The 25,039-nt window shown below is 41.1% G+C and carries 26 protein-coding genes; 15 read left to right on the top strand and 11 right to left on the bottom strand.

The genetic code is table 11. The features are described 5' to 3' along the window. Nucleotides 1-258: 258 nt before the first annotated feature. Nucleotides 259-2,730, top strand: a complete 2,472-nt coding sequence (locus tag GSQ19_RS09790; RefSeq protein ID WP_011317764.1) for an ATP-dependent Clp protease ATP-binding subunit — start codon at nucleotides 259-261, stop codon at nucleotides 2,728-2,730. Between the two features lie 96 nt (nucleotides 2,731-2,826). Here GSQ19_RS09790 and GSQ19_RS09785 read toward each other — a convergent pair whose 3' ends face one another. After that, nucleotides 2,827-3,804: a hypothetical protein gene (locus GSQ19_RS09785; protein ID WP_011317763.1), complete on the bottom strand. Its 978-nt coding sequence runs from the start codon at nucleotides 3,802-3,804 to the stop codon at nucleotides 2,827-2,829. A gap of 249 nt (nucleotides 3,805-4,053) precedes the next feature. Between GSQ19_RS09785 and GSQ19_RS09780 the strand changes: the two genes are divergently transcribed. The 4 genes from GSQ19_RS09780 to GSQ19_RS09765 all read left to right on the top strand — a co-directional run bounded on the left by GSQ19_RS09780 (nucleotide 4,054) and on the right by GSQ19_RS09765 (nucleotide 5,490). Continuing rightward, the gene (locus GSQ19_RS09780; RefSeq protein ID WP_011317762.1) at nucleotides 4,054-4,236 is read left to right on the top strand and encodes a hypothetical protein; all 183 of its coding nucleotides are present in this window, start codon (nucleotides 4,054-4,056) and stop codon (nucleotides 4,234-4,236) included. Between the two features lie 275 nt (nucleotides 4,237-4,511). Then, a complete protein-coding gene (locus tag GSQ19_RS09775) occupies nucleotides 4,512-4,712 on the top strand; it encodes a hypothetical protein (protein WP_011317761.1) in 201 nt (66 codons plus the stop codon). A gap of 143 nt (nucleotides 4,713-4,855) precedes the next feature. Beyond that, entirely contained in the window at nucleotides 4,856-5,128 is a 273-nt protein-coding gene (locus tag GSQ19_RS09770) for a hypothetical protein (protein ID WP_011317760.1), read from the top strand. A gap of 50 nt (nucleotides 5,129-5,178) precedes the next feature. Further along, a complete protein-coding gene (locus GSQ19_RS09765; RefSeq protein WP_199312886.1) occupies nucleotides 5,179-5,490 on the top strand; it encodes a clan AA aspartic protease in 312 nt (103 codons plus the stop codon). A 247-nt stretch (nucleotides 5,491-5,737) separates the two neighbouring features. On the opposite strand, the gene GSQ19_RS09760 is transcribed toward GSQ19_RS09765, so the two are convergent. Further along, the gene (locus GSQ19_RS09760; protein WP_011317758.1) at nucleotides 5,738-6,493 is read right to left on the bottom strand and encodes a TspO/MBR family protein; all 756 of its coding nucleotides are present in this window, start codon (nucleotides 6,491-6,493) and stop codon (nucleotides 5,738-5,740) included. Between the two features lie 653 nt (nucleotides 6,494-7,146). Between GSQ19_RS09760 and GSQ19_RS09755 the strand changes: the two genes are divergently transcribed. Next, nucleotides 7,147-7,509, top strand: coding sequence for a four-helix bundle copper-binding protein (locus tag GSQ19_RS09755; RefSeq protein WP_041456622.1), 363 nt, complete (start codon nucleotides 7,147-7,149; stop codon nucleotides 7,507-7,509). Nucleotides 7,510-7,700: 191 nt separating this feature from the next. Continuing rightward, on the top strand, nucleotides 7,701-8,498 hold the full coding sequence (locus GSQ19_RS09750) for a hypothetical protein (RefSeq protein ID WP_011317756.1): 798 nt from the start codon (nucleotides 7,701-7,703) through the stop codon (nucleotides 8,496-8,498). 134 nt (nucleotides 8,499-8,632) lie between these two features. Here GSQ19_RS09750 and GSQ19_RS09745 read toward each other — a convergent pair whose 3' ends face one another. Then, nucleotides 8,633-10,474, bottom strand: coding sequence for a tetratricopeptide repeat protein (locus tag GSQ19_RS09745; protein WP_011317755.1), 1,842 nt, complete (start codon nucleotides 10,472-10,474; stop codon nucleotides 8,633-8,635). 58 nt (nucleotides 10,475-10,532) lie between these two features. Next, a complete protein-coding gene (locus tag GSQ19_RS09740) occupies nucleotides 10,533-11,309 on the bottom strand; it encodes an ABC transporter permease (protein ID WP_011317754.1) in 777 nt (258 codons plus the stop codon). Nucleotides 11,310-11,574: 265 nt separating this feature from the next. Here GSQ19_RS09740 and GSQ19_RS09735 point away from each other — a divergent pair, with 265 nt between their 5' ends. Beyond that, on the top strand, nucleotides 11,575-12,723 hold the full coding sequence (locus tag GSQ19_RS09735) for a DegT/DnrJ/EryC1/StrS family aminotransferase (RefSeq protein ID WP_011317753.1): 1,149 nt from the start codon (nucleotides 11,575-11,577) through the stop codon (nucleotides 12,721-12,723). 315 nt (nucleotides 12,724-13,038) lie between these two features. Here GSQ19_RS09735 and GSQ19_RS09730 read toward each other — a convergent pair whose 3' ends face one another. Then, a complete protein-coding gene (locus tag GSQ19_RS09730; RefSeq protein ID WP_011317752.1) occupies nucleotides 13,039-13,782 on the bottom strand; it encodes a DUF561 domain-containing protein in 744 nt (247 codons plus the stop codon). 140 nt (nucleotides 13,783-13,922) lie between these two features. Beyond that, nucleotides 13,923-14,285 carry a VOC family protein gene (locus GSQ19_RS09725; RefSeq protein WP_041456009.1) on the bottom strand — a complete coding sequence of 121 codons (363 nt, stop codon included), beginning with the start codon at nucleotides 14,283-14,285 and terminating at the stop codon, nucleotides 13,923-13,925. 195 nt (nucleotides 14,286-14,480) lie between these two features. Between GSQ19_RS09725 and GSQ19_RS09720 the strand changes: the two genes are divergently transcribed. Further along, complete coding sequence (locus GSQ19_RS09720; RefSeq protein WP_011317750.1) at nucleotides 14,481-14,834, top strand: hypothetical protein; 354 nt, start codon at nucleotides 14,481-14,483, stop codon at nucleotides 14,832-14,834. Here GSQ19_RS09720 and GSQ19_RS09715 read toward each other — a convergent pair. Continuing rightward, on the bottom strand, nucleotides 14,827-15,489 hold the full coding sequence (locus GSQ19_RS09715) for a class I SAM-dependent methyltransferase (RefSeq protein ID WP_011317749.1): 663 nt from the start codon (nucleotides 15,487-15,489) through the stop codon (nucleotides 14,827-14,829). The genes GSQ19_RS09720 and GSQ19_RS09715 overlap by 8 nt on opposite strands. A gap of 180 nt (nucleotides 15,490-15,669) precedes the next feature. On the opposite strand from GSQ19_RS09715, the gene GSQ19_RS09710 reads away from it, so the two are divergent. The 4 genes from GSQ19_RS09710 to GSQ19_RS09695 all read left to right on the top strand — a co-directional run bounded on the left by GSQ19_RS09710 (nucleotide 15,670) and on the right by GSQ19_RS09695 (nucleotide 20,567). Continuing rightward, nucleotides 15,670-16,764, top strand: coding sequence for a tetratricopeptide repeat protein (locus GSQ19_RS09710; protein ID WP_011317748.1), 1,095 nt, complete (start codon nucleotides 15,670-15,672; stop codon nucleotides 16,762-16,764). Between the two features lie 171 nt (nucleotides 16,765-16,935). Continuing rightward, nucleotides 16,936-17,619: a uracil-DNA glycosylase gene (locus tag GSQ19_RS09705; protein WP_011317747.1), complete on the top strand. Its 684-nt coding sequence runs from the start codon at nucleotides 16,936-16,938 to the stop codon at nucleotides 17,617-17,619. A gap of 430 nt (nucleotides 17,620-18,049) precedes the next feature. Continuing rightward, nucleotides 18,050-19,339 carry a DUF389 domain-containing protein gene (locus GSQ19_RS09700; RefSeq protein WP_011317746.1) on the top strand — a complete coding sequence of 430 codons (1,290 nt, stop codon included), beginning with the start codon at nucleotides 18,050-18,052 and terminating at the stop codon, nucleotides 19,337-19,339. Between the two features lie 235 nt (nucleotides 19,340-19,574). After that, the gene (locus tag GSQ19_RS09695) at nucleotides 19,575-20,567 is read left to right on the top strand and encodes a mechanosensitive ion channel family protein (RefSeq protein ID WP_011317744.1); all 993 of its coding nucleotides are present in this window, start codon (nucleotides 19,575-19,577) and stop codon (nucleotides 20,565-20,567) included. A gap of 256 nt (nucleotides 20,568-20,823) precedes the next feature. Here GSQ19_RS09695 and GSQ19_RS09690 read toward each other — a convergent pair whose 3' ends face one another. The 4 genes from GSQ19_RS09690 to GSQ19_RS09675 all read right to left on the bottom strand — a co-directional run bounded on the left by GSQ19_RS09690 (nucleotide 20,824) and on the right by GSQ19_RS09675 (nucleotide 22,852). Beyond that, on the bottom strand, nucleotides 20,824-21,273 hold the full coding sequence (locus GSQ19_RS09690; RefSeq protein WP_011317743.1) for a hypothetical protein: 450 nt from the start codon (nucleotides 21,271-21,273) through the stop codon (nucleotides 20,824-20,826). 137 nt (nucleotides 21,274-21,410) lie between these two features. Next, nucleotides 21,411-21,905, bottom strand: a complete 495-nt coding sequence (locus GSQ19_RS09685; protein ID WP_041456620.1) for an ureidoglycolate lyase — start codon at nucleotides 21,903-21,905, stop codon at nucleotides 21,411-21,413. A gap of 121 nt (nucleotides 21,906-22,026) precedes the next feature. Beyond that, nucleotides 22,027-22,521: a GNAT family N-acetyltransferase gene (locus GSQ19_RS09680; RefSeq protein WP_011317741.1), complete on the bottom strand. Its 495-nt coding sequence runs from the start codon at nucleotides 22,519-22,521 to the stop codon at nucleotides 22,027-22,029. A gap of 94 nt (nucleotides 22,522-22,615) precedes the next feature. Then, nucleotides 22,616-22,852: a hypothetical protein gene (locus tag GSQ19_RS09675; RefSeq protein WP_011317740.1), complete on the bottom strand. Its 237-nt coding sequence runs from the start codon at nucleotides 22,850-22,852 to the stop codon at nucleotides 22,616-22,618. 137 nt (nucleotides 22,853-22,989) lie between these two features. Between GSQ19_RS09675 and GSQ19_RS09670 the strand changes: the two genes are divergently transcribed. After that, nucleotides 22,990-23,544, top strand: coding sequence for a TRAP transporter small permease subunit (locus GSQ19_RS09670; protein ID WP_011317739.1), 555 nt, complete (start codon nucleotides 22,990-22,992; stop codon nucleotides 23,542-23,544). Further along, nucleotides 23,528-24,865, top strand: a complete 1,338-nt coding sequence (locus tag GSQ19_RS09665) for a TRAP transporter large permease (protein WP_011317738.1) — start codon at nucleotides 23,528-23,530, stop codon at nucleotides 24,863-24,865. Before GSQ19_RS09670 ends, GSQ19_RS09665 begins: the two co-directional genes overlap by 17 nt. The last annotated feature ends 174 nt before the right edge of the window (nucleotides 24,866-25,039 follow it).

Genomic DNA, 25,039 nt, shown 5'->3' with positions numbered 1-25,039 from the left:
CTAATGATGGATATTTGTGATCGTTTAATAAAATCACAAATTTAATATTCGTTTGTATTTTATTCAAGCCCAAAAATGCTGATAAACTCAAACTCCTCAGTAAAGTTGGCAGGGCGGCAGTAATAAACAAATAATAATCAAGCCGTCAACTTGTGTGATAGCTGTTGGATGCTGATTATCTTTGGATACAGACATCCAAACTCTTAGCCTGTGCTAAAATCAGCGTACCGGCACGACGCAGGTGATGGGAAAAATGCCATGTTTGAACGCTTCACAGAAAAAGCCATTAAGGTAATCATGCTGGCCCAAGAAGAGGCCCGCCGTTTAGGTCACAACTTCGTCGGAACCGAACAGATCCTCCTGGGTCTGATCGGGGAAGGTACGGGAGTTGCGGCCAAGGTGCTGAAATCGATGGGTGTCAATCTCAAAGATGCCCGCATTGAGGTAGAAAAAATCATAGGCCGGGGTTCAGGCTTTGTGGCCGTGGAAATTCCGTTTACGCCACGGGCAAAGCGGGTTCTGGAACTATCCCTAGAAGAAGCGCGCCAATTAGGCCATAACTACATTGGCACCGAGCATCTGCTGTTGGGCCTGATCCGGGAAGGGGAAGGTGTGGCAGCCAGGGTGCTAGAAAACCTGGGAGTGGATCTATCTAAAGTTAGAACCCAAGTCATCCGAATGCTGGGAGAAACAGCAGAGGTTTCGGCGACCGGGCAATCGGGACGCACCAAAACACCTACTTTGGATGAATTCGGATCGAACCTGACCCAAATGGCAACTGATAACAAGCTTGATCCTGTGGTGGGACGCGCCAAGGAAATCGAGCGTGTGATTCAGATTTTGGGTCGCCGGACAAAAAATAACCCCGTATTGATTGGTGAACCTGGGGTTGGTAAAACCGCGATCGCCGAAGGTCTAGCATCACGCATCGCTAACAAAGATGTCCCCGACATCCTTGAAGATAAGCGTGTTGTGACACTGGATATCGGTTTACTCGTAGCGGGAACCAAGTACCGGGGTGAATTTGAAGAACGCTTGAAGAAAATCATGGATGAGATTCGTCAAGCGGGTAATGTAATACTTGTAATAGACGAAGTACACACCCTCATCGGTGCAGGTGCGGCCGAAGGCGCAATCGATGCGGCAAATATCCTCAAGCCAGCCTTGGCAAGAGGTGAATTGCAATGTATCGGTGCGACAACCTTAGATGAATACCGCAAGCACATCGAACGGGACGCAGCGCTAGAACGCCGCTTCCAGCCAGTGATGGTCGGTGAACCCTCCGTCGATGAAACAATAGAAATTTTATATGGTTTGCGCGATCGCTACGAGCAACACCACAAGCTGAAAATCTCCGATGAAGCCTTAGTTGCGGCAGCAAAATTATCTGATCGTTATATTAGCGATCGCTATCTGCCAGACAAAGCCATCGACTTGGTTGACGAAGCTGGTTCGCGCGTGCGGTTGATGAACTCTCAGTTGCCCCCCGCAGCTAAAGAGTTAGATAAAGAACTGCGCCAAATCTTAAAAGAAAAAGATGATGCAGTCCGTTCCCAAGACTTTGATAGAGCTGGGGAACTGCGCGATCGGGAAATGGAAATCAAAGCCGAAATCCGCGCGATCGCCCAAAGCAAAACCAATGCTTCTGGTACTGAAGGTCAAGAACCCGTCGTTACAGAAGAAGACATTGCTCACATCGTGGCTTCGTGGACAGGCGTTCCCGTCAACAAGCTCACCGAATCCGAATCCGAAAAACTGCTGCACATGGAAGACACCTTGCACCAGCGCTTAATCGGACAAGAAGATGCGGTGAAAGCAGTGTCACGGGCTATCCGTCGCGCTCGTGTCGGTTTGAAAAATCCCAACCGACCCATTGCTAGCTTTGTCTTCTCCGGGCCGACTGGTGTAGGTAAAACTGAGTTGGCGAAATCCTTGGCTTCCTACTTCTTCGGTTCCGAAGAAGCAATGATCCGCTTGGATATGTCCGAGTACATGGAACGCCACACCGTCAGCAAGTTGATTGGTTCACCTCCAGGTTACGTTGGTTATAACGAAGGTGGTCAATTAACCGAAGCTGTGCGCCGTCGTCCTTATACTGTGGTGCTATTTGATGAAATCGAAAAAGCCCACCCCGATGTCTTCAATATGCTGCTGCAAATTTTAGAAGATGGTCGGTTAACAGATGCCAAAGGACGCACCGTGGACTTCAAAAACACCTTGCTGATTTTGACATCCAACATCGGTTCCAAGGTAATCGAAAAAGGTGGTGGCGGTATCGGCTTCGAGTTCTCCGAAGACCAAACCGAAACACAATACAACCGCATTCGCTCCTTGGTGAACGAAGAACTGAAGCAATACTTCCGTCCTGAATTCCTCAACCGTCTAGATGAGATTATCGTCTTCCGTCAGTTGAGCAAAGCCGAAGTTACGGAAATTGCGGACATTATGCTGAAAGAAGTGTTTGGTCGCCTCACAGAAAAAGGTATAACTTTAGAAGTAAGCGATCGCTTCAAAGGCAGACTCATCGAAGAAGGTTACAGTCCGAGCTACGGTGCAAGACCATTACGCCGGGCAATTATGCGCTTGTTGGAAGATAGCCTAGCAGAAGAAATTCTGTCAGGCCGCATCAAAGATGGCGATGTCGCCCTCATTGATATTGACGACAACGGCAATGTACAAGTTACCTCTCAACAGCGCCGGGAATTATTACCCCAAGGTGTTGAGTCATAGTTAAAGTTTGGGATTGAGTCTCAAATAAAAATTAGAAAACGGTAAAGGAATTTATCCTCTACCGTTTTTCTTATTACTTACATTTATTAAATAAGATTAAGTAAATAAGTTTATATTTTTCAGTTTAATTAAGCTTTTCCCAGTTGAAAATACATTTTCCATATTTAATTCATAAAAAATAGACTTTTCAGAATCAGACATTTTCCCCCAAGCATTTGGTGATAACGCTAAATTTTCAACATAAACCGCTATCATATTTGAAATAATCTTCTTTTGTTCAGCTATACTTCGGTTAGCAATTTGTCTAATTACTGGTGCTAAGTATTTTCTGTGTCTTCGCAAATAACTAAACAAAATATATGTTTTACCACCTTGTGGAAAGATTGTTACGTAAAGGAGTTTGAGTTCTTTATTTAAATCTACAAATTCAATTGTATTGTGTATATTTTTACCATTTAAATCATTTACTATAGCAAAAACAGAAGATACTGCAATTTGACATTCACCATGTAGTTTAATTATTCGTGTTCCAATTATATCGAAGTTTCTCTGCTTTAATACACTATTAAAAATTTGCTTATTATCTTCTAGTTTATTCAATGTTATTTGGGAACCTATCAAAAGTGCATCTAATTGTTGTATTTGCCATTTTTCTTTTAAATCACTAATTTCTTTTACCTTCTCAAGTCTTTTAATAAGCTCTTTCTTAGCGTGATATTCTTTAGCCAAGGCTCTATATGCAAATAAAAACTCTTGTTGGTAGTTGTTTTTTTGAAAATCTTGTTCTTCTATAGGTTTAAATATTGCATTATCATGATAGCTACAAAATCCTGTAAAAATAGTTGCAACTTTTCTTCCTTTTTTAGCTAAAACAACTTGAAGATGATGCTCATCATCTTCAGATAGAGAAAAACAGTAAACATTACCATTTAATGAAATTTTATTTAAAATTTTATTATTTTGAATTGAATGTGCTTTTACTATCTTTTCAGAACAATTTTCATCCCTGTGAAAACATTCCTTAACGTATACCCTTTTTAATTCGTGTAAAAATTGTTGAGTTGTATCATTCATGATTTTCAAAATTTAACCATAGTTGAATAGCATGGCAAGCTTAATTTACTGGTTAAAATGCTTAAAATTTAAACTTTTTAGAATTTGTTTTACACTGAATTGAGTAGATACTATAAATCAGCAAAACATAAATTATATCATCTCTGTAATATTTGTTATATGCCAACCTATAAATTAATCTAATATGCCTTCCCTAATGGTATTGAAGCAGAAAATTATGAATCGCTTTTAGCACTACTAAGTGAGGAAATGTCAGATAGGAACTTAGCAGAAGTTATCGCCTATTACGTTGGACAAAATTATAGTTTTGTACTCAATGATGTATACCGAGTACAGTCAATTGATATTCCTAAAGCTGAAGCTATTAATAATTTAAAAAAAGTTTTACTTAGTTGTGGTTATCAAGAATGGATGGACGAATTATCCTCATGATTAATGTGGACTATTCCTGTTTTAGCTTCTGATGGAATTACTGAGCCTCTTTTAATATACAAGGGTGCGTCAGTGCAAGAAACCCTAGCTACACCAAGAAATTATTCCTACTGACGCACGCTACTAACTCTACCGACTCAATGATTTATGGTGCGCTATCGCTTTTAGGGTAGCTGAATGTAGGTATCGCTGTTTGTGGAATAGTGCGATCGCATTATCATCAACTAAAATAGTCAATATCATAAATGGTAAAAAGCCATTCAAATTACTAAACTATGACTGAATTACTACAGCGTGTGATCGCAGAAATTGAAAAATTACCACTAGAAGAAGAAAATTGGCGAATTCGCTTTCAATCTACCACAGATTATCAATGGGATAGTTTAGCGGAGATGGTACGTCAAGAAATAGCATCTGGAGAAATTATACCTTTTTTTGATAAGCTAAGATCAACACAAGTCAGCAATTACTGTTAATTTATTGATGTTCTCAAACTTGATGCTATTGCTAATGTAAAGGAAAGATTGCTGGTGTGTGGTTATGAGCAATGGCTTGAGAAGGAATAAACTATACTTGTAATCAAGATAAGAAATATATAATCACGCAAAAGGATTAACAAATGCAAGCTATTCTATTAAGCAGCGAAGAAGTTGCTAAACGTGCCAAAGAATTATATGACAATAACATTCGTCAACAAGTAGAAACAGAAGAAAACATCGGTAAGATGGTAATTATTGACATAGAAACAGGTGAGTATGCAGTTGATAAAACGGGGATAGAATCAGCAAAATATCTACGAAGTAAAAACAGATTTGCTCGACTTTTTGGAATTCGCATTGGTTATAAAGTTGCTGCATCTTTTAGTGGAGAAATGGAGCGTGATTACCAGTGATCACTGGTATTATCAAAAATGGGCGTCCAACTGTCAATGTGATATTTCGATTGCCAAATCAACCTGACTTTACAATTGAATTTGTGATTGATACAGGTTTTACCGAGTTTCTCTCTTTACCTCCAGCAGCAGTTAATCTCTTGGGTTTTCCTTTTGTTTATGATATGTATGCAAATTTAGCAGATAATAGCCGAGTGCTGTTACCAGTCCATCAAGCTTCCATTATTTGGAATGGAGAAGAAAGAGAAATTCATGTGCTGGCAACAGGAAGGCTGCCATTATTAGGAACTGCTTTACTTGATGGCTATGAACTATCGATCCAATTTACAGAAGGTGGTTTAGTAAAGATTGAAGAATTATAGTTAAATATAACAGCAATATATTAGTATCTGTAGGGTGGGCATTGCCCACCGTATCATGGTTGTGGTGGGCAATGCCCACCCTACGTATATTTCAGAAATCAAATACTAGTCCTATAGTTAAATATAACAGCAATATATTAGAGTTTTAATTTCATAAATTAAGTGGTAGAGAATTAATGCTTCCCTACCCTTTTTAATATTTGTTGAATGTGTGACTCGAAACCTGATTAAGGTGAATTTTGAGTATTTATTCTTCCACTGGTGTGAGTTTTACAGGATACAATGGCTCAGATCCGTTTAACTGCCAAATTCTCAATACCAATACAGCCGCTACGGTTAGCCATACACAAGAGAAAGATAAAATCATTCCTGCTACAGGGCTAGTTTGCCAATAAATTGCTGTCACTACTAACGCAGATAACCAGGGGCCTAAAATCACTACAGGAACAGCTGCGCCTAGTCTTCGTTCTACGGTAAAAATCGTATTCCACGTATCTCCTAAAGCTAGATGTACTACAAATAGAATGAAAGGTGTTACTAAAAATTGGTGATTCATTTGCTGCCAAACTAATACTGAAGAAATTACCCGCAAAACAGCAATTATCATCCAAACTATGGGAAATGCTAAGGGTGGAGGAGACCATCTTGGTCTAATTACTTGGTCATAGGTCTGACGAGAACGGGTATTATCTAAGAGAGAAAAAATTCGGGAACGAATACTTAATAGGATGAAAAATAATGCCGTTAATAAAGTGCTAAACCAATTGGGAAAAGAAGAATTGTTATCTATCAAGATGATTAGTTGTTCCATTCCCATCAACGCAAGAATCATAGCTCCTATTTGCAGGATAGTTCCTAGTTTATAAACTACAACTGCTTTGATATCTAGTTCTTGTGTAGCCGCTATTGATGTATTTGGTGATTGTTGTTGATTACCAGTTTTTACACCCATTATTGTGTTGACAAGTTGTTCCAGTATTCCACTGTTTTGGGATTTATTCATAATTAAGCAAGTGCAGTAATTTGTAATTATTAACAATAATTTATTATATGATGATGTAATACCTAAAAATAATATTTATCACTATTTTAAAAGATTTTACATTTTGGATTTCGTAATTAATTTTTTGCAATTTATATGGGACTATTATTTGATTTTTGAATTATACGTAGGCATTGCCCACCAAAACCCGGATATGGTGGGCATTGCCCACCCTACAAATACTGACGTTTGTTCAATATTCAAATATGATTTTTATAGTTTTTAACATCTAGCTTGAGGATGATGTAACTTAATAAAATATGTCTTCATATAAATTAATAAATATTTTTCAAGGTTTTTGTCAAAAAAATATGACTTTAAATGGAGTAATTTTTAACTTCAATGTTTGATTCTGGGTGAAAATTTTGGCGAGTCTTAACCAATCCTCATCGGTTACAGGTGTTTGCGAGGCTTGATTGGTAAGAACTTCCGCAAGCATCACCCAAAATCCTTGTGGTTTAAGGCTAAAATACCAGTAATTCAATCGGGAAAGTAGGCTTATAAATTTCTATGTTGAAAGTACTATTGATTCCTTAAAAAGATATGGTTACTGTTATGAGTAGTCCTTGTAAAAGGCTATTTGTACATCAAAGATTCACGAGGTATTTCCTATGATGATGATGATGATGACTGAATCTATGACTACCGAAATGCAAGCCTGTATGAAAGCTTGTATGGATTGTCATAAAATGTGCATGGAAACCATGACCTACTGCATGACCAAGGGCGGTATGCAGATGGACATGAGCATGATGGGGATGATGCGCGACTGCTCAGAAATGTGCATGATGTGCGTGAATATGATGATGGGTGGTTCCGAATTTATGGGACGCACTTGTATGCTGTGTGCGGAAATGTGCGATCGCTGTGCAATGGCTTGTGAGCAAATGAGCGATGATCAAATGATGATGGACTGTGCAATGGCTTGTCGCAAATGTGCAGAAGCTTGCAGATCCATGCAAATGATGCCTGCTTAATTTCATAACTTAGCAGATTTCCCCTGCAACCTAATATTCAAGCGCTCAGGCTGTTTAGTCTGGGCGCTTGAAGTTTGAAGAGGGTTTGGAAATTTCCACCCAGAGCGCGAGAGTGTTGTTTAAGTAGCCGCGACAATCATCATATTCAGGTTAAATTACGAATTACGAATTACGTCTGTGGCTAAGGGTAGATGAAACACTTAAAATCCCGTTCCCAAGACTTGCGGAGCTTGTTTGAGAACAATATCACAATTGAATATGTGGCTGAAGCCTTGAAAGCTGTACCAGCAGAGGCGGAGGTAGTAGAAGTGTTGGGGTGGATGCGATCGCAAGATTTTGATGTTGTTGGTGTGGAAACGGGTGATACAATCACAGGCTATATTGAACGCGCTAGTTTGGTGCAGGTTAAATCGGGTAAGTGCAGTGACTATCAGCGAGTGTTTCATCCCAAGGAACTAATTGCGATTTCTACGCCACTGATGAAGTTACTACCCATCCTGCAACAGAACCCGCGTTTGTTTGTCCTTGACTGCAATCAGGTGAGTGGGATTGTTACCTGTGGTGACTTGCAGAAAGCGCCTGTGAGAATGTTGCTCTTTGGTTTAGTTACTTTGCTAGAAATGAATCTGCTGAGATTGGTAAGGCTTTACTATCCCCAAGACGCTTGGCAGAAAGTTCTCAAACCCGATCGCCTAGAAGTTGCGCGCAGGTTGTGGCGTGAGAGTCAAGAAAGAAACGAAGCCACAGATTTACTAGATTACCTGCAATTTTGTGACAAGCGAGAGTTAGTTTTACATCAGCCAGAACTGCTGGAACAACTAGAACTAAAATCAAAACGCGCTGGTGAACGGTTTTTAAAATCTGCTGAACAATTACGCAACCGACTAGCTCACGCCCAGAGTTTAGTTAGTGGTTCTTCATGGAATGATTTAATTTCTTTAGCAGAAGCGATGGAAAAGCTCTTAATTCGCTGTGAAGAAATAGAGTGAATCAATTCAAAATAGCCTTCGGCAAGGCTTGCGCCAACAAAATTCAAAATACCCTACGGGAAGGCTACGCCAACAAAATTCAAGATTAAATACAGCCAAACACATGGGGGGAGGCAGTCTCATGGGCTGTGAAGTTATATATCCTCCTGATACTGTGCTAACAATTTTGGAATGTAATCATATCCATCCACACCAATAATTGATATGATTCTACTGCGGCTTTGCTGTAGTAAATTTTGAAAGGCTTCTAACCCAATTTGTCCTTGTAAAATAGTCAATAATCCGGCTGCTTGTCGCCATTCTAGGGAGGCAATTTGCTCTAATAAATACATTCCTAGACAGCCAGTATAAACGGCTTTTTCCAAATTTTGTAATTGATAACAAGCTTCCGCAAGATAAGCTAAATTGCGACCTTGGAGATACAAATCACCAGAAATTTGTGCTGTTTTAAAACCATCTTCTAAATATTTAATAGCATCTTGTGGTTGACCAATAACTAAATATGCAATACCTAAACTACTGACACATAAAGCTTTACTTTGAATATCACCTGATTTTTCTGATAACTTTAACCCTTGTTCTAAATAACTAATTGCCCTTTCATAGGTTTCTGGCTCTGCTTGCTCCAGCTTTTGCGCCTGCATCACTTCGCTGTAACCTAGATTTACCAGTGCATTAGTCTCGCCTGTCTTATCACCTGCTTGCCTACTCAACATTAATGCTCTCTGACTATTATTGATCGCCTCAGCATAATCTTGCTCTTGTACATAGGTACGGCTGAGGTGATTGAGATTGGCGATTTCACAAGGGCGATCGCCTGCGTTCCTGGCAATTTCCAATGCTTGCTCGTGAAACTTGATAGAACGCTGATACTGTCCTAAAGCACGCCGAGAATAGCCTAATAGCGTCAAAATTCGCGCTTTCTCTTGGGTTCGCTCAACTTTGCGTAAGGGTTCATCCAAATAATCTAAAGCATCCCGCAAATAACTACCAGAAAACGACGCAAAAATCCCGCCGTAAAGAGGAAAATAGGGACGCTGGGCAAAGGTTCGCAGAGTTTGCAACATGATTTGCGAACAGCCATTGCTATATTCGGCTTTACCTTGAAAACCGCTTGCTAACTGACTCCAAAGCACTGCAAAAGTCAAGAAAGTAGAAATCGACAACTTTGATCCTGCTTGAATATTGTATGCTTGCTGGTCGAACCAATTAACTAACCCTCGTTGCAAATACTGGAAAATTAAGGCGATTTCCACCCAGTCAGCGAGAGTGATATTATTATGCTGCTCTACAAATGGGATGGCTGATTGTTCTACAGCTAGGCTACGAAATAACGCTTGGGGTAATTCACTATTAACTTTTTTTGCCCAAGTCGCCCAAGGGCCTGTTTCTCCCGGTACACCACCAAACCCCAACGCTTGATTTGACTCATACATCCAGCTAACTAGGTGTTCTTGTAACCTTTGCCAAGCTGCTACACCACGGGTAATTCCTTGTGATATTTGCTGGATATCAGGAGCAAACTGGGCGAATTGTTGTAATGATTTGCCTAATTGCTGGAGTTGTGACAGATTGAGGGGATTTTTTAAATTAGGGTCAATAATACGTAAAAATGTAGCTAAACGATCGCTTGCTGAAGCTGTAGTGATTTCCTGCACGGCTGAGGCGATCGCTTCCGTGGCTTTATTCTGCTCGGCGTATCTTTGCCATTGACTTTGAATCGTCTTAATCGCCCGTAAACTCCGGTTAGCCTTAGCTTTCTTCAACTCATCTTGTTCGCTATCCACCTGAGCTTGACTGGTACTGAGGCGATCGCTCAACACTAACTCAAACACTTCCCCCGTCCCAGCCAGTATACCTTTTTGCAGCATTTGATAGACCATCTCCACAGAACTAATTTTGCCCTGGAGAGTCATCTGGACAATTTCATCGATGAGAGCAAGATAGCGATCGCGCAATGGCAAAGATTCTGTCACTTTAGCTAATAGAAAACGTCACGTTAATTTTAATTTTAGGCTACACCCCTTATTCTACTCACCTTACTAGCTGCGCCGCAGAATTAAAAAACTGCCGACACAATCCTTTGGTTAGTAAAACAGTTGTGAGTAGGTTGGCGATCGCAACCATAAAGATAATCACAATCTCATAAGATACCGCATCCAGGGCATTAATCCCTGCGAGTAACTGTCCGGTGGTGATTCCGGGGATAGCTACCATCCCGACAAGCATCATTTGATTCAAGGTGGGGAGTAATGCGGCTCTGATTGCTTCTTTGCGGTACTGACTGACAGCTTGTGCTGGAGTTGCTCCTAAGCTCAAATGGGTTTCGATTTCCGTGGAAAAAGAGTTCATCGAACTGACAAGCCGTTCTCCAGCGATCGCCGCCGCATTCATCGCATTACCCAACACCATCCCCGCCAGGGGAATTACATAGCGCGGCTCGTACCATCTATCTGGTTGAATGATTAAGAAGGTGGTGTAAAACACTGTCAGGGCAGTACTGATAAAAATTGCTCCCCATACCAGAGGTAATACATAAGGAATTTTCTGACTGATGCGATTTCGTGCGACAATCGCCGTAATCGTCAGTATCACCCCCAAAATCGCCAAAACTGCCCCAGGATTGTCTAGAGCAAAGATGAAGTCTAAAACATACCCCAAAACCAATAACTGTAGGATAGTTCTGCCAGTAGCGATCGCTAAATTCAACTCTAGCCCCAATCCTTCCCAAGCAGACAACCCAATAGCGATCGCCATCAATCCCACCGCCATCACCAAATCAACTAAATCCAAACTAATCAAACCCTGCATCCCTTCTCCACCTCCTAATTAGTCAACAGTTCAAAACTCTTTTGACCACTAACCACTGACAACTTAATCACTATGTCAGTTGTCGAACAGGCACTCATAACTTACCACTGTTCTAAGTCTTACCCATAAAATTACTTCAGTAATAATTCTTGTTTAATGCGTATCTAGAGCGACAGTCCTTTTAAATTTCTTTAAAGAAAAATTTCCCCAGTCAAAATTGACAGTCGGAATGTATTCTTTGTATCTCCAGACAAAATGAAAACTCATGATCCAAAGCCTAAGTTCGATTCCCGCCTTTGATATCAAGCAGCAATATGCTTCCATAGAAGCCGAAGTCAGCAGAGCCGTTGTAGAAGCACTGGCTTCTGGGCGTTATATTGGTGGCCCTCCAGTCGAAAGTTTTGAGCAACAATTTGCTGCTTATCATGGCGTTACTGATTGTGTCGCTTGTAATTCTGGTACAGACGCTCTATTTCTAGCTTTACGCGCCTTAGGAATCGGTGCAGGCGATGAAGTAATTACTACACCATTCACCTTTGTCGCTACGGCTGAAGTGATCAGCGCCGTAGGTGCAAAACCGGTATTTGTTGACATCGATGAGACAAGTTTTAACCTAGATTTACAGCAAGTAGCGGCGGCGATTACACCCCGAACCAAAGCGATTATCCCAGTGCATCTATTTGGACAGCCCGTGGATATGACAACGCTAATGGCGATCGCTCAAGCTCACAATATCGCAGTAATTGAAGATTGCGCTCAGTCCACAGGCGCGACTTGGGACGGCAAAAAAGTCGGTAGTATTGGACATATTGGCTGTTTTAGCTTCTACCCCACCAAAAATCTAGGTGCTTGCGGTGATGGTGGCGCGATTACAACCAACGATCCAGAAATTGCTGCCAAGGTGCGGATCATCAAGGAACATGGACAGAGACATCGTTATCAATATGAAGAAATAGGTGTTAATAGCCGCTTAGATGCGATTCAAGCAGTAATTTTGCAGATTAAACTACCTTATCTTGATACTTGGAATCGCCAAAGACAAGCGATCGCCGCCTATTACCAAAAATATCTCAGTCAAATTCCCGGTATCATCCCCCCGCAAGAACTAGCTGGTGGCGTGAGCGTGTGGAATCAATATACTATTCGCGTCATCACCGCAGGAAGGAACGGTAATAGCGCCACACACCGGGAGGCGGTAAAAAATAGCTTGCAAGAAAAGCAAGTAGGCTCGATGGTTTACTATCCCTACCCTTTACATTTGCAACCAGTTTATCAATATCTCGGTTATCAGCCAGGACAATTACCAGTTGCAGAACAAGCTTGCAATGAAGTTTTATCCTTACCCATGTTTCCCGAACTAACAACCGAACAGCAAGATCAAGTAATTTATGCGTTGAAGGATATTCTTTTGTAGGTGTTGGGGAGAAAAAAGTAGAAAGTCAAAAGTCAAAAGGCAAAAGAAAAAATCTTGTACCTTTTGACTTTTTCCTTGGATTGGGGATTGGGGAACATATTTTAACGTGAATTCGACGGAACTTAACCCCAACCCCTTCCCTACAAGGGAAGGGGCTGAAAATCTATAACTGAGTACCAAATAATCAGGGTTTTAAGCCTCTCCCCGCGTCGGGGAGAGGTACCCTGCGGGAAGCAAGCTATGGAGAGGGGTTCTTCCGAATTTATCGAACTCACATTATTTTAGATATTTCTCCCCCATGTCCCTGATTCCTAACTAGACGATTACACGATCAACAGTTCCCAAAGCTTCAACCAAGCCGCGTACAGCCGCAATCATTGCTACTTCGCTATTGAGTTGGTTGATAGCAGAACCGACACCAACACCAGCCGCACCAGATGCGATCGCCAGAGGTGCAGTAACATTAGAAATGCCGGAAGCACATAATACTGGTACTGATACAGCACGAGAAATTTCATAAGCTGCTGCCAAAGTGGGAGCAGCTTTTTCAATTAATCCCAGGCTTCCAGAGTGAGTAGGCTGGCTGCTTGTACCGCCTTCGGTTTGAATGATATCTGCTCCAGCTTTTACCAATTCTTCAGCTAGCTGTACCTGTTGATCCAGTTCTAGGATATGAGGAACAGTCACAGACAGGGTAATTTCGGGTAAGAGAGCGCGGGTTTGTTTAGTCAGCGCCAATACTTCCGCAGCCTCAAATCTGCGTCCTTGAGCGTAAAAAGAATCAAAATTACCGATTTCAATCAAATCTGCACCAGCTTCTACGACTGTGACAAATTTTTCTGGATCTACTGCTGATACACAAACTGGTAAATTAATCAATCTTTTAGCTAACCGAACCAATCCAGCATCGGCGGCAATATCTACAAAAGTCGCACCACCAAGTTCAGCAGCTTTAATAATAGCTGCAACGCTATCAGCGTCAAAGTTGTTCAAACCACTAATTACTTTCAGTACACGGCCGTTGGTAAATGCCCGTTGTAGTGTAGAAGACATAGCCATAGTTATTCTGTTGAAGCTACGAAAATTAGGTTTATTCTACCGCCCCTCAGATAAAGACGAACTAATTCATTGAAAAAAAGATGATTGCATCTTGAGATTGCAATCACTTAACCTGAGTAAGAAAGGACACTCAATAACTATCAGCTACGGGTCAATAGTTCTAAATTGTGACCATTTGGGTCGTAGAAATAAAAACCACGCCCTCCTTTCCTATGGTTGATTTCTCCCTTGTTGTGGTGCATGGGGTCGCTACTATATTCCAGACCAGCTTGTTTGATTCTGGCAAAGATAGTATCAAATTCTGCATCACTGACCTGAAAGGCATAATGGTGAGACTCGAATGTTCCTCTGTCATCAAAATCAAGCGTAAGTGTGTCATTAACTCGCACAGCCGCAAAATGACCGACAGATTCGACGTTTAAACCAAAAATTTGAGCAAAAAACTGTGCTGATGCTTCTTTATTATGAGCAGGAACTATAGTGTGATTTAAAGAGATTGTCATCATCTTTTCCCTTCAACATAGTTTCTAGGTTTAACTCTAGAATGCCTTGTAGAATTTTGTTTTGCCCTCCTCATTTCGATAGTGTTTGTGCATTGGTCGGCATTTACTTTCTCTCGATATCCTGACTCAGACACACAAGCATATTCTTTTAGAGTACCTTGAAGATATTAGCCTCTATAACAGGAGCAAAAAATAATGTCTTTATCAACCAAGGAAAAGAAATACTGTAAATGGTTCTGGGATGAAACCCTTGGAGGAGAGTTTGATACTTGGGGTACTAGTACCTACTTTATAGAAGTAATACAAGTAGGTAACGATTTATGCGCTACAAGACAAATAGAAGTTTACGAAAACGGTAATGTCTTGTTTTATGATGACAACCATTTTGCCGATAATTATGGAATGTTGTGTGACAAACCCCTCAGTAAAGCAGATTTATTAGAGTTTGGTATTACAAGAGCCGAGTTTGAACAAATTTGGCAGACAAAAACACCAATCAATAGACTAAGCTGGCTAGCGGAAGCCGAACAGCATGATATTTCTAATTAGTCCAACTGCGTTTAGCCGTCCAGTGGCGATCGCTTGACTGATAAATCTCTACTCCCGTTAACCCTGCTGTTATAATCAGTTGATTAACCTCATCCAATGTCAATGCGGCATGGAGCGAATCACGAAATAATTTTTTCTGATAGTCATCGTATTCATTCCCAATACTTGCCACTACAGCATTCATCGTTGCTTCATCTTCAGGACGAAATAAATCACGGATAAAAATACCACCTTGAGGTTTGCAAACGCGCTTGATTTCGGCAAAAAAAGGTAAAGGGTCAGGCAGATGGTGAACTAGACTGTTAGAAACGACCAAATCAAATATCCCATCCTCATAAGGTAAACGTTTCGCATCCACCAGTTCCAAACGAATATGTTCCTGTAACCCAGACTGTTGGACGTGCTGTGTAGCAATTTGTAGCATATTTTCAGCCATATCAATCGCCACTAGCTGCCACCGAGGACGTTTCTGACAGATTAAAACCGGAATCCGTGCAGTACCAGTACCCGCATCCAAGACTAAACCATGTTCTGATGGACCACAAGCCACGGCCTCTTCAGCAAAAGCATTATTTACCTCAGTAAAATCCATTGCATCATATTCACTAGCTTCCTCCCAACTATCCATCACTTCTGGTTCTAGTTGTCTCTGCATTGCTAATACCTCTATTTATATAAGTAAAAACTAGCAAGAAATAGGGACACTGAGGCTATGGATGGGGAATTGAACTAGTTATTTTACCGAGATGAAAACAGTTATCAGTCTTTTGCATGAAAGAAGCGGCTAATTTTTGGGAATACTAAATACGTCACCCCAGTTATCAGGAATTGGTCAATGTCAAACGGTGAAGGGAACAACAGCATCAACAATAAGGTTCCTGTGCAAGTTGCCAAATACCCCAAACAAGTAAGGCGCAACACGATTACTCACGAATTTGACCAAGGTGAACCGAAAGAATCATTGGTTCCTCCAGAAAACGACAATCACTCATCAGAAGCATCCAAGTTACTGCGGCAAGGAATTCAACAACAGCAGGCTGGAGACTTAATAGCAGCCATCAAGTCTTTACAACAATCCCTAGAGATGTTTCAGCTAGCCAGGGATGTCAAACAACAAGAACAAGTCCTGTCGTTGCTGGCATTAATCGCTTACACCTCAGGAGATTATAGAAATGTTATTTGTTACTGTCAAAAATGTTTATCCTTGACAGACACCCCAGATTTATCAGTAAGGATGCAAATACTGTCTCATTTGGGTAATGCTTATCGTCATCTGAACGACTATAACAAAGCCATTGAGTTTCTTGAAGCGTGTTTGCAACTAACTCAAACGTTGCAAGACAAACGGAGTCAAGTTGCAGCCTTAAATAATTTAGGATTAGTATATAAAGCTTCTGGTAATTTTAATCAAGCAATTGCTTATCAAGAACAAAGCCTCATCATTGTTGAAGAACTCAAAGATAGCTGGGGCATAGAACAAGTACTGAAAAATCTAGGCAATACTTGGTATGCTTTGGATAATTACCCAAAAGCGATCGCCTACTACGAAAAATGCGTCAAAATAGCACTCTCTTTAAATAATCCTCGTAGTGCTGCTCAAGTATTGAAAAACTTGGGTAATGCTTGCTATGCGATCGGTGATTATGCTAAAGCTATTAAATACTATGAAAAACGCTGGCAATTAGCTAGAGAACTCAAAGATAAGCGTAGTGAAGAACAGTCTCTTGGTAGTTTAGGTGTTGCCTGTGAAGCTCTAGGTGACCATAGCAGAGCCATTACATACTATGAAGCACGCCTATTGTTAGCCAGAAGCATCAAAGACCAACGCATTGAAGAACAAGCTCTTGCCAGTCTGAAAATAGCTTGTTATGCCTTAGGGGATTATGCCAAAGCCATGCAATATGAACGAGGAACATCTACCAGTACCTAAACTACATACGATTCATTTAGCTGCATCATCCCTAGAATTCACTGATACAATAAGAATCTAGTCAATATTCAGTGTTCAGTAACAGTACCTGTCTAAGAGATATCTGACGAAAGTTATAGCCCATTAAATTTACACAAATTAGCTGTCACTAGGCCAATTATCCAGATTTTCATGAGTAGCGAAATCCAACTCAGCCTCTTTAACGAAGAATCAAACTTTAACCAACAAGATTTGATTCCCACAGATGCCAAAATTCCCATTCCACCTGGAACGTATACCAATATGACCGAGTTGGCACAGCATTGTAATCAGTGCCAGCGTTGTGAATTGGGTAGCACCCGTACCCATGCTGTGGTCGGCAGAGGCAACCTCAAAGCACCTATTATGGTCGTTGGAGAAGCACCTGGTCAAAATGAAGACGAAACAGGCCTGCCTTTTGTCGGTAGATCAGGGCAGTTGCTAGATAAAATTTTAGCCTCAGTAGATTTGACTACTGAGCATGATGTTTATATTGCTAACATTAATAAGTGCCGACCACCTGATAATCGAGTTCCTACCCCTAATGAAATGGCTGCTTGTCTACCATATTTATTAGAACAAATACGCCTTGTTAACCCCAAAATCATTTTGCTCACAGGTGCAACCGCCGTCAAAGGTCTTACTGGTGATAAACGCGGCATTACCAAGATTCGCGGCCAGTGGATAGAGTGGGAAGGGCATTTATGTATGCCCATTTTCCACCCCTCTTATTTATTGCGTAACCCTTCTAAGGAGCAAGGTAGCCCTAAATGGTTAATGTGGCAAGATATACGAGCAGTACGGGCTAAGTACGATGAAATACGGGAAAGCAATTGAATTAAAAAGCTTTCTTCGTGTTCAGCTAATTATTGACGATATGGTTACTTTGCTTGGTAATGGGTGATTGTTTTTTACTATTATTTATTACCAATCCCTACATATACTATTTGAGCGATCGCCCTTGTTCACATAATTTGCTGTTCCGGTCAGCTTTCACACCAGAGTTACTATAGATGGTGTGAAAATAATTTATTTTTTCAGGCAGGGATAACTCCTAATTCCATTTAAAAACTCTTTATATTTTATTAGTAAATAAAACAATAAAGTAATTACAAATATTGTTTCAAATTGCTACTTTTCATCTAATAAACTGTACTTTTTCATTTCATCTTCTGGCGATAATCAAATGTTCTTTTTCAGAAAATACTTCTTTGGGTAGTAGAGTTATCACCTGAAAAAGCAAGATGGTTAGCGGCAGGAGGTGAAAATGCGTCAACTTATGATCCAAGTCCCAAGAGGCAACGGAAAAGCAGCGATTGACATTGCCAAATCCCATAACGGCTCAAATTTGGCACGATTTGAAGGGAATGCAGACGAACCGATCGATATAGTGATGGTTCACGTTTCTAATCGAGAAGTAGGGAAAGTTATAGAGGAATTGCAAAACTTACCCAAAGTATATATCACACTCATCCCAACTGGTGTGATGGCTCTGCAACCGCCAGCATCAGAAGCACCACAGCAAGTTGTAGATGTTGAAGAACGTAGCCCGATTGAGATATTGCTTTCCGGTTTGCAGAGTGTTGGTTCTTGGCAAGGCTTTCTGAGTTACGCCTCAGTTGCAGGTTTTGTAGTTTGGATTGGCTTGTACACGAATACAACTTACTTGCTCGTAGCGGCGATGCTAATTGCACCGTTTGCAGGCCCAGCAATGAATACAGCGATCGCTACTGCTTGGGGCGATCGCTCACTCCTGGGTCGGAGTATTTTACGATATTTTGCAGCTTTATTGGTGACAATTTTTACTACTTGGTTACTGAGTCTGATACTCAGGCAAGAAATTCCTACAAGTTTAATGTTGGACAATAGCCAAGTTTCAGCAGTGGCAGTAATTTTACCACTTGCAGCTGGAGCAGCAGGCGCACTCAACTTGGTACAGTCAGAGCGCAGTAGTTTAGTATCTGGTGCAGCCACAGGAATGTTAGTTGCGGCTTCCTTAGCCCCACCTGCGGGAATTATCGGTATGTCCAGTGCAATTGGCAGATGGGACATGGTAATTTCTGGCGTATTTTTGCTGTTGTTGCAACTATGCGGCATTAATTTATCAGCAACCCTCTTGTTCCGAATTTTTGGGCTGTCTGCTCAAGGGACTCGTTATCAGCGTGGTAAAAAACAAGTATTCTTTCTTGCTTTGGTCGTCACGGCCATCGCCTTGACTGGTTTACTCACTTGGCAGTTTATTAATTCTCCCAATCTCCAACGTTCTAGCCTAGCCCAACGTGCTAACGCTCAGGTGCAAAAAACCGTCGAGCAAGTGGGTTTAGCAAAATTAGTTGAGGCGAATGTGCGCTTTACACGCGCCAATATTGCAGGTCAAGATACCTTACTATCTGTGGTTTATGTGCAGCGTCAACCGCAAGCTACAGCATCTAGTGAAGAAATTCGCGATCGCCTTACCCAAGCAATTCAAACTCAATTATTGCAGCAAGATTTTAATGTCACACCTTTAGTTGATGTCAGGGTGCTAGAAACTCCTCCACTAAATACGGGGGTGTAGGGGTGTAAGGGAAAAAACTAATGACTAATGACTATGCTTTCAGGAAAACAAGCCCTAGAAAAAGAACGCAGCGAAGTTTTGCAACAGTTATTGCAACAGTTAGAAGATTGGCTAGAAACGCCAATACTGATGTTTGGTTTTGTGTAGCTAGCACTATTCATTTACACCCTCTCACAGCAAAAAGTCTCTTTGTATAAGTACTGATCTAAAAACCAAAATTGAATGAGGAAAGTTCATGAATGCAGAAATCTCCGCAGCGTGGGATAAGGTTCAAAGCATGATCAACGGTTTTATGGCTTTGCTACCCAATATTGTCTTAGCGTTGATTGTCTTTCTAATATTTTTGTTTATTGCTAGCAGAATTAAGGCACTAGTCAAGCGATTAACTCGCAATCGTCATTCTGCACGAAATCTGGGATTAGTATTAGGAAGGCTCGCGCAAGGTGTAACAATTTTGATTGGATTGTTTATTGCTCTTTCCATTGTGATTCCCACATTTAGAGCAGGTGATTTAGTGCAACTTTTGGGAATTAGTGGTGTTGCCATTGGTTTTGCCTTCCGCGATATTCTGCAAAACTTCCTCTCTGGGATTTTAATTCTGCTAACTGAACCTTTTCAAATTGATGACCAAATTGTATTTAAAGGCTTTGAGGGGACTGTAGAGAATATCGAGACACGGGCAACGACAATTAGAACTTATGACGGTCGGCGAATTGTTATTCCTAACTCTGAGTTATTTACTAATTCGGTAACTGTCAACACTGCTTTTGATCACCGCCGACTAGAGTACGATGTTGGTATTGGCTACGGCGATGATATTGACCTAGCCAAGCAGTTGATGTTAGATGCGCTGCACAGCATAGATGAAGTTTTAAAAGATCCTGCTCCTGATGTACTGGCGATGGAACTTGCCGAAAGTACCGTCAACATTCGTGTGCGTTGGTGGATCAAACCACCACGCAGGGCAGATGATTTATCTTCACGGGACAAGGTAATCTCTGCAATTAAGAAAACGCTTGTTGCTAACGGCATTGATTTACCCTTCCCAACACAACAAATTTTATTTCACGACCAAACCGAAGAGACAGATGGAAACCGCTCCCGTCAGCGTGAAGGTTGGCCATCTGGGAAAAGCGAAGTACCTAAGCCTCGCGGTGTCAGTGATTCGCTCAGGTTACTTGCTCAAGCGCGCTCCTCAAAAGATAGCAACGGCAAAGTAGATTCTTAACCCAACCATAAAAAACGTCAAGATTAGCAAACTGTGGGATTAACTCTACTCTAGTTTTTACTTATATCAGTACAGACAAGGTAGAAATTGATTATTGGTGGGTTTACACTGATGGATTTGACGGAGCGCGTAGACGCAAAGCGGCGTGTTATCAGACATTGCTGTTGGAAGTTGCGGTTGCTTCAATGGTGAGTGTTGCTGCTCTGCGCCACTTTTGATATTGAGCATCGCTACTTCCAAAATCATCATGTCGGTTTCAAAATACGTTTATCCGTCCATCATTCAGTATATAGAGAGAGCGATGACCTTCGGTCGGTCGGAGGCCATTGCCTGGGTAACGCCAAGTAGGGTGAAATTCTACACGTAGAGTGCCAAAGTTTGGTCGAGAAACAACAGCTTGTAATGGCGCACCCGTTTCATCCCAAAAAACCAGCGAAAGATTCGGTTGGGAATCGTCCTGTTGTGGAAATTGCAGTTTTTGTTGAGGTTGTAGGCGAATGGGAGGCGCACCTTGGACTCTTTCTAGCTCGACTAAATTTGATGTCTTATTGATAATTTCTAAGCGAATTCGTTGCCCTGGTGTAAACTGTAGTGGTCGTGAGCCACATTTAGAAGCACAAGTTCCGGCTAATGTGGTGCTGGGATGGTCTATCGAGACCACAAAAATAGTAGCTGCAACTAAGGCAAAAGGCAGTTTCTTAAACATACTATCCAGTATAAATAATTTTGGGTTGCGATCGCCGAGTCAATTTAAGAAATTTTCGGCACTCAGCGAATCAATACTTATGCAGAATAGTAGCCTAGTGGAGTGCTATCTAACCTCAGCAAATATCCAGAATTTACCTAAGTCATCTCAAACTCTAATTGATGACTTTTAAGAAAATCATGGGTGAAATGATCAACCACATTAGTATCAGCAAGTTCTAAATTATAGAAATCTACAACTTCATGGTCAAAATATGGCCCGGCGTGCCAAGTACCCTGCTTTAATTTAATAAAACAATTCCCTGGAATGCGGAAAGCCGCAATCTCTTCTAACCTCGGTATATCTACATCATTGTCAGGAGGACAAACCGCAATTAACCAGTCCTTACCTTCTAGAGAACCTAAACATTGAGTGCATTGGAGATGGCGAGTAATTTTATGAAACTTCCGACCCCGTTTTTGCAGTTGCATAATATAAAAGCGGGGTATGCCATTCTGTAAATTTAATTGTGCATCTTCGGCATCAAAAGCTTTACCATCTGAACTGGGAAAAATTACTTGTCCATAACGTTGAAAATTTTCTGATGTTATCCACTCTGCTGTTAATTTTTGGATGTTTTGTGATGTATTCATATAATATTCGTGGTAATTGGTAATATAATTTAATGTTGTTGGTGTAGCCTGCACTGATGCAGAAAGAATTAAGATAAGCATTGCCTACTACAATCATGGTAAGGTAGATTGGACTAACAACTTATGTAATTTTAATTAATTCTTTACTCATTTTGATAACAGGAACTATTACTCCTTTACTCAATTGGTGAGGAGATTTTTCTATAGCACGGAATCCTAAACGTAAATAAAATCCTTCAGCATAAAGACTAGCAGTTGTGATAACTTTATCAACTTTTTGCTGAGTAGCTTGATGGAAAAAATGCTCTACTAAGGCTCTGCCATTTCCTCTACCTTGATAATGAGGATGTACATATAAGGCAATTAATTCATCAACAATATAACTAGTAAATCCGACAATATTATTGCCCTCAACTGCAACCCAGAATGTTTCTGATTTCATCCTTTTGAGAATATGAGAACCGTCTGGTTTAGACAGATGATTACGCCAAGCTAACAATTCTTGGCGGGTGTAAAAAGTTGTAGGTAGAGCCTTGATAGCAGCAATATGAACTGCACTCAGTACCCACGCATCTTGTTTTTCAGCAGGTCTCAAAAATATTTCATTGGCATTCATACAGAAATTTTATAGTTGAGAGATTACTGCTGGGACAAGGAGTTGTGTGATCTCATGTTCTAATGTCAGGATATCAAGTTTCTTGAGCCATGTTTCACTTTTGGTTAATTACTTGGACAATTTGTCGTCTGGTTTCCGGTAAATTTTGACTAGCGGCTTGGACACACACCAAAACATCCGCAGGAGTGCTTGGAGGAGAAATACCTACTATTAACGGGAGCTTGGGGATTGTATTTGATTTGTAGTTGAATGTCTTGAGCGATCGCCTCTCTAAATCTTTGCCTGTAATGCGATTACAGTCGATGGCTACCCGTTCTTTTACTACTTCCACGGAGTAGGAAGCAATGATAATTTTTTCTCATCTCTGCTCATCTGTCTACATGGCAAATTCTCACAAAATTAGCAGATTTACCTCCGTGATTGCGCTGTAAACTACTTTTACAGGAGTTTATATAGGTAAAAGCAGCCTTGGAAAAACTGTTAAAAATATCGAGAATAATTGATGCCTTTACAGAACGCGTAGGTCGATATACCAGTTGGTTGGTATTAGTCATGGTCATACTAGGCGTGTGGAATGTTGTCGGGCGATATTTAGGGCGCATTAGCGGTAACAACCTCACATCCAACGCTTATATAGAAGCTCAGTGGTATATTTTCGATGTAATTTTTTTCTTAGGGGCAGCTTATACCCTGAAGCATAACGAACACGTCCGCGTTGATATTTTTTATAGTAATTGGCAACGTCGGCGTAAAGCGATCGCAGACTTTCTCGGAACCATATTTTTTCTCATTCCCTTCAGCATCATAGTGATTTTTGTTTCTTGGGATACTATCGTCGCATCATGGCAGATTGGTGAATTATCGCCCGATCCTGGTGGGTTGCCCCGCTACCCCATTAAAGCCATGATTATCGTTGGCTTTGTGTTGTTAATTATTCAAGGAATTTCCCAAGCAATTAAAAACTTAGCAATTATCCAAGGCAGACTAGAACCCCAGGAGGAAAATCATGACGCTGGCTTATGAATGGTTGGGGCCAGTCATGTTTGCTGGTGCTTTAGTTCTATTATCTTCAGGCTACCCAGTAGCTTTTGCTTTGGGTGGAGTAGCGATTTTATTTGGATTGTTGGGAATTGGTTTAGGTGTCTTCGACCCTATATTTCTGACAGCCATGCCACAGCGCATTTTTGGCATTATGGCTAACTATACCCTGTTAGCAATCCCCTATTTTATTTTCATGGGGGCAATGTTAGAAAAATCGGGCATTGCGGAAAGACTTTTAGAAACAATGGGTATTTTGTTAGGACGCTTGCGGGGTGGACTAGCTTTAGCTGTTGTCTTAGTAGGGGCATTATTAGCCGCAACCACTGGTGTAGTAGCAGCCACGGTGGTGGCAATGGGTTTGATTTCTCTACCGATTATGTTGCGCTATGGCTACAACAAAGAATTAGCTACTGGTGTAATTGCTGCATCGGGAACCTTGGGACAAATTATCCCGCCGAGTGTGGTGTTGGTAGTATTAGGCGATCAGTTGGGCGTATCGGTAGGGGATTTATTCATTGGTTCCGTGATTCCTGGTTTGATGATGGCAAGTGCTTTTGCCCTTCATGTATTAATTGTGGCTTTCATCAGACCGGATGTAGCTCCCGCCTTACCTGCCGAAGTGAGAGAAATCGGCGGTAAAGCATTGGGAAAAAGGGTTATACAGGTGATGATACCGCCTTTGATACTGATTTTATTAGTATTGGGGAGTATCTTTTTTGGCTTTGCTACACCAACAGAAGCAGGTGCAGTAGGTTGTGCTGGGGCGATCGCTCTTGCAGCTGCTAATGGTCAATTCACTTTAGAATCATTACGCCAAGTCTGCGATACTACCTTACGCATCACCAGTATGGTAGTTTTTATCCTCATTGGTTCCACAGCATTTAGTTTAGTTTTCCGGGGATTGAACGGCGATCAATTCATGTTCGATGTCCTAGCTAATCTCCCTGGTGGCAAAATCGGCTTTTTGTTTGTCAGCATGACGGTAGTATTTCTTTTGGGATTTTTCATCGACTTTTTTGAAATAGCCTTTATTGTCATACCTTTATTTGTTCCAGTCGCCCAAAAGTTAGGCATTGACTTAGTTTGGTACGGTGTGGTTTTAGGGGCAAATTTGCAAACATCCTTTCTTACACCCCCCTTTGGCTTTGCCCTATTTTATTTACGAGGTGTAGCACCACCAGAAGTCACCACATCAGACATTTATCGCGGTGTCATACCCTTTATTTTGCTACAACTTTTAGTCCTGCTGTTAATCATTATTTTCCCCGGAATTGTTAGTTTTTTACCATCTTTGGGAAGTTAAAAGATTGGTCAATACAGCAGTTTTCTTTTGTATAGCTGGGGAGTGGGGATTGGGTGAAAAGTCTTGTTGTGTCTAGGTTGTATCATCTATTGATGTCATAACACTACTGGCGACAGCTATATGAATTACACTGCTACTGATTTTCAGGCAGTCCCAATGAAAAAATTTCACAGT

The sequence above is a fragment of the Trichormus variabilis 0441 genome, from assembly GCF_009856605.1.
In the GTDB taxonomy this organism is placed as follows: domain Bacteria; phylum Cyanobacteriota; class Cyanobacteriia; order Cyanobacteriales; family Nostocaceae; genus Trichormus; species Trichormus variabilis.
Note: the sequence above shows the minus strand (reverse complement) of the source record. Positions and strands in the feature narration are given on the sequence as shown.

Coding starts and splice junctions, on each gene's coding strand:
- GSQ19_RS09790 (WP_011317764.1), top strand. CDS start 259: ATGTTTGAACGCTTCACAGAAAAAGCCATTAAGGTAATCATGCTGGCC.
- GSQ19_RS09785 (WP_011317763.1), bottom strand. CDS start 3,804: ATGAATGATACAACTCAACAATTTTTACACGAATTAAAAAGGGTATAC.
- GSQ19_RS09780 (WP_011317762.1), top strand. CDS start 4,054: ATGTCAGATAGGAACTTAGCAGAAGTTATCGCCTATTACGTTGGACAA.
- GSQ19_RS09775 (WP_011317761.1), top strand. CDS start 4,512: ATGACTGAATTACTACAGCGTGTGATCGCAGAAATTGAAAAATTACCA.
- GSQ19_RS09770 (WP_011317760.1), top strand. CDS start 4,856: ATGCAAGCTATTCTATTAAGCAGCGAAGAAGTTGCTAAACGTGCCAAA.
- GSQ19_RS09760 (WP_011317758.1), bottom strand. CDS start 6,493: ATGAATAAATCCCAAAACAGTGGAATACTGGAACAACTTGTCAACACA.
- GSQ19_RS09755 (WP_041456622.1), top strand. CDS start 7,147: ATGATGATGATGATGACTGAATCTATGACTACCGAAATGCAAGCCTGT.
- GSQ19_RS09750 (WP_011317756.1), top strand. CDS start 7,701: ATGAAACACTTAAAATCCCGTTCCCAAGACTTGCGGAGCTTGTTTGAG.
- GSQ19_RS09740 (WP_011317754.1), bottom strand. CDS start 11,309: ATGCAGGGTTTGATTAGTTTGGATTTAGTTGATTTGGTGATGGCGGTG.
- GSQ19_RS09735 (WP_011317753.1), top strand. CDS start 11,575: ATGATCCAAAGCCTAAGTTCGATTCCCGCCTTTGATATCAAGCAGCAA.
- GSQ19_RS09730 (WP_011317752.1), bottom strand. CDS start 13,782: ATGGCTATGTCTTCTACACTACAACGGGCATTTACCAACGGCCGTGTA.
- GSQ19_RS09725 (WP_041456009.1), bottom strand. CDS start 14,285: ATGACAATCTCTTTAAATCACACTATAGTTCCTGCTCATAATAAAGAA.
- GSQ19_RS09720 (WP_011317750.1), top strand. CDS start 14,481: ATGTCTTTATCAACCAAGGAAAAGAAATACTGTAAATGGTTCTGGGAT.
- GSQ19_RS09715 (WP_011317749.1), bottom strand. CDS start 15,489: ATGCAGAGACAACTAGAACCAGAAGTGATGGATAGTTGGGAGGAAGCT.
- GSQ19_RS09710 (WP_011317748.1), top strand. CDS start 15,670: ATGTCAAACGGTGAAGGGAACAACAGCATCAACAATAAGGTTCCTGTG.
- GSQ19_RS09705 (WP_011317747.1), top strand. CDS start 16,936: ATGAGTAGCGAAATCCAACTCAGCCTCTTTAACGAAGAATCAAACTTT.
- GSQ19_RS09700 (WP_011317746.1), top strand. CDS start 18,050: ATGCGTCAACTTATGATCCAAGTCCCAAGAGGCAACGGAAAAGCAGCG.
- GSQ19_RS09695 (WP_011317744.1), top strand. CDS start 19,575: ATGAATGCAGAAATCTCCGCAGCGTGGGATAAGGTTCAAAGCATGATC.
- GSQ19_RS09690 (WP_011317743.1), bottom strand. CDS start 21,273: ATGTTTAAGAAACTGCCTTTTGCCTTAGTTGCAGCTACTATTTTTGTG.
- GSQ19_RS09685 (WP_041456620.1), bottom strand. CDS start 21,905: ATGAATACATCACAAAACATCCAAAAATTAACAGCAGAGTGGATAACA.
- GSQ19_RS09680 (WP_011317741.1), bottom strand. CDS start 22,521: ATGAATGCCAATGAAATATTTTTGAGACCTGCTGAAAAACAAGATGCG.
- GSQ19_RS09665 (WP_011317738.1), top strand. CDS start 23,528: ATGACGCTGGCTTATGAATGGTTGGGGCCAGTCATGTTTGCTGGTGCT.